Source organism: Synechococcus sp. H55.11, assembly GCF_047462475.1.
Classification (GTDB): Bacteria; Cyanobacteriota; Cyanobacteriia; order Thermostichales; family Thermostichaceae; genus Thermostichus.
This window is the reverse complement of the sequence record NZ_JANSJI010000328.1, coordinates 1-3,271: the sequence shown is the minus strand read 5'-3', so window position 1 is coordinate 3,271 and position 3,271 is coordinate 1. Positions and strand designations below refer to the sequence as shown.

2 protein-coding genes and 1 pseudogene are annotated in these 3,271 nt (G+C 62.1%); all 3 read left to right on the top strand.

The window, feature by feature from the left end; all coding sequences use genetic code 11:
• The first annotated feature begins 457 nt into the window (after positions 1 to 457).
• Complete coding sequence (locus tag NW853_RS12895) at positions 458 to 1,015, top strand: hypothetical protein (RefSeq protein WP_414349211.1); 558 nt, start codon at positions 458 to 460, stop codon at positions 1,013 to 1,015.
• Positions 1,016 to 1,039: 24 nt separating this feature from the next.
• Complete coding sequence (locus NW853_RS12890; RefSeq protein ID WP_414349210.1) at positions 1,040 to 2,695, top strand: hypothetical protein; 1,656 nt, start codon at positions 1,040 to 1,042, stop codon at positions 2,693 to 2,695.
• 253 nt (positions 2,696 to 2,948) lie between these two features.
• A pseudogene (locus tag NW853_RS12885) lies at positions 2,949 to 3,271 on the top strand (hypothetical protein); the annotation flags it as partial.

Here is a 3,271-nt window from a genome sequence, read left to right as displayed (position 1 = left end):
GTTGGGTCTCCAGAAAAAACATCCACTCCTCATCCTGCCACCCTTCTGCCCCGGAGCGAGCACCATTTTTCGGAGAAAGTAGGCAGATCTTCCGGTTTTTTGGGGGCGAAGCGTCAACCCCCTGCCCAGCAAGGATCCCACCCGCCCCCCCCAGACTGCGCTGTATCCCCAGGGATCCCAACTTCTCTTGGAAAAAAAGGGCAAGACTTGCCAACCTGGCCAGATCTGCCTGTATGATTTACGGAGTAACCAGAGCAAGCGCTGAAACAAGCGCGTATGCGTCTCCCAACCGAACGGCAAGCCCCTAGCTTCATCAGTTGCTTTGGGCCAGTTGATCGGGTAAGTTGAGGGAAGTGTTCAGCCGAACCCTACTTTTTTGGTTAAGAGGAGAAAAATGAACGGAACAATGCAGAAGTGGCTGCTGAAGTCACTTGGTTCTCTGACTTTAGCGTCTGCCGTGGTACTTGTGCCTGTGATCCTGACGGGCTGCGGCGAGGACAGCGCTGGCCCTGCGGTGCCCGTGCCGCCCCCACCGCCGCCAGCTCCCCCGGCTCCCCCGTCGCCAACTCCCACGCCAACTCCGGCGCCGGCAGGCACGATTAACGTTACGCCTGAGACCGACATTAACCGGATTATTGAGACTTCCGATCGCACTCGGCCTCTCACCCTGGTTCTGGGGCGGGGTGTTTACCGCCAGAACATTGTGATCAACCGCAGCAACGTCACGGTGCGCGGCGCAAGCGGCGATGTGGGCGATGCCGTCGTGGTAGGTGGGGCTACCGGTGCGCCGGTTCAGGTGACGAACAACGCTTCCGGCGTCGTCCTGGAGAACTTCTCCATCCTCAACACCCGCTCCTTGGCGTCCATTGAGTACGGCATCAACGCCGAAGACGCCACCGAAGTCACCGTTACCGGCGTAGATATAGTCCTCTTCCCCACCGTGACCCCTCCGGCCTCGCGCGGGGTGGCGATCGGCTTTGGCTCAGCGGCTGCCGGCGCCACCTCCAAGAACTAGACGGTTACCCGCTCCAACCTGTTTGTGGCTGGCGCGGGCAGCTCGGCAGGCATCCGCATTGCCGGCGACAACGCGGGCATCAACCTCCGGGTGGAAACCAACAACATCTTCTTGGGCTACGAAGCTGTCCCCGACATCTCAGATCAGCTGATCAGACCTACGGCCCAGGATGTGGGTGCCGGCTCTGCCGCCATCTTTATTGAGTCGGCGGTGACGGGGCTGAGCCTGACTTTTACCGGCAACACCATCACCCCAAGAACGGCGACGGCCAACGTCTACGCCATTCGTGACGACCGCGGCAGCGGCTTGAACGCCATCGAGCGGCGGGCCATTGTGGCGGCAGGCAGCGGCTTTGCCTTCAACAGCAACACCAGCAACGTCTATCTCTCCATCACCCGCGCCATTGCCGAGGCGGCTGGCCCCAATCCGACGGTGACGGCGGGCCCTGGCTCCTTCACGGCAGAGGGCGAGATCGTGATCCCTGTTGACAAGCCCGGCCTGACGCTGAACTCCCTCGACGGCACGAGCACGCTGCGCAACGTCAAGATCTTGGCCAACGACGCCACCCTGGGGGGAACGGAGGGCAACGGCTTCCGCATTACGGGCACCCGCGGATCGGATCCGGATGCGGGTGGCCCGGCGGTGGACTACCAAGTGGGCATCGGCGAGTGCGACCTGGCCAACCAAGGGGCGCGCAACGTAGAAGTTTCCTTCAACGACTTCGCACGGCCCACGCAGGCCGACACCTACGTCTCTGTCCAAGTCTGCGACTTCTCGCAGGCCGATATCTACAAGAACCTGCTGCGCGGCTACACGGTTGCCGGCGTGCACGTGGTGTCGGCGGAGCCTGCCACGGTCACCATCCGCGAGAACCGCTTCGAGGCTTCCATCAACAGCCCCTTCTTCATTGCCGACATTGTGGATCGGCAGACCCAGGCTTCGGGCAACCTCTCGCCCTTTGCCAAGGCCTCGGTGACGGGCAACGTCTTCAACCAACCGCCCCAAGGCACGGGAGCCATCTACGCTCGTCCGAGTGTCAACCTCACGCCAACTGTGGCTGCGGAGCTGGGCGGCGAAGGCACTATCCTGCAGGCCTTCTTCAACAACACCATCACGCCAACGCCCCTTCCCGGCGTTACTGTGTGTGGACGCGTCGAGAGCTTGGCGGGCGCGCCGGGCAACCTGGTGAACTTCTTGGATAGCTCGCCAACGCAGGTTCCCTTCACCTCCAGCGTCTTCGGCGCGGTGTCGGATGCCCTCTGCACGGCGGTGGGCTTCGGCCCAGGGGCCAGCCTGCAGTTCCGTCCGGGTGGCACGCCACCAGCACCAGCGACGCCTACGCCGACACCGACGCCTACGCCGACATCTACACCGACACCCACACCCACGCCAGCGGCTGTGACAATTACCATTCCTGGTCTGCCTGCTGGCGCGACGGTGACGGTGGCGGGTGCAGGGGGGTCGCCGGTGATCGCCACCTCCACGTCGGTGTCCGGCAACGTGGCCACCTTCCCCGGGCCCTTTACCATCCCCTTCGGCGGCCAGATCCGGATAACGCCGGCCATTGCCTCGCCGTCGGCAATCACAGTGGGTGGTACAACGCTGAACACCTTCGACAACACCACAAACCCCGGCAGCACCACCTACTTCAACTTCGGCCCGGCCATCTCGGTCAACTAGCCTTGGGCTAACGCTATCAGGGCGACCTGTTTCTGTTGAGTCAACAAAAGAGTTGCTGGATACCGGCAGGTCGCCCTTTCTTCTCCGTCTTGTCTGCGCATTCCCGGTTTTTGGGTTCCCTACTGTGCGTTTTGGCCCCTGGTTGGGTATTCTATTACCAGGTTTGATATGGTTTTCCCTGTCGAGTGAGCCGGGCTGCGCTTGTCGAGACTTCAACCCTTGGTCAAGGCCCTATCTTCGGAGATTTGTGACGATGTCTAACCGCAACCTTCTGCCTAGCTTGCGCTCTTCCCTGGTCTCTCTGGCCCTGGCTTCCTCGCTGGCGGGGGTGATGGCCGCCTGCTCTTCCGACACGCCCACCGCTACGCAGGTGCCTTCTACCATCTCGGCGCAACTGCCCGAGACGGCGGCTCCCGCCACCGACGGCATCGCCTTCTACTACGACGGGGTGAAGACCTCTATCAAAATCACAGATGCGGCGGTGCTCTTTGCCGCCTGCACCCTCAACACGGGCGACTCCGCCAAGATTGTGAATTTTGTCAACAATACCCTGAAGGCAGGGCCGATCACCGCTGC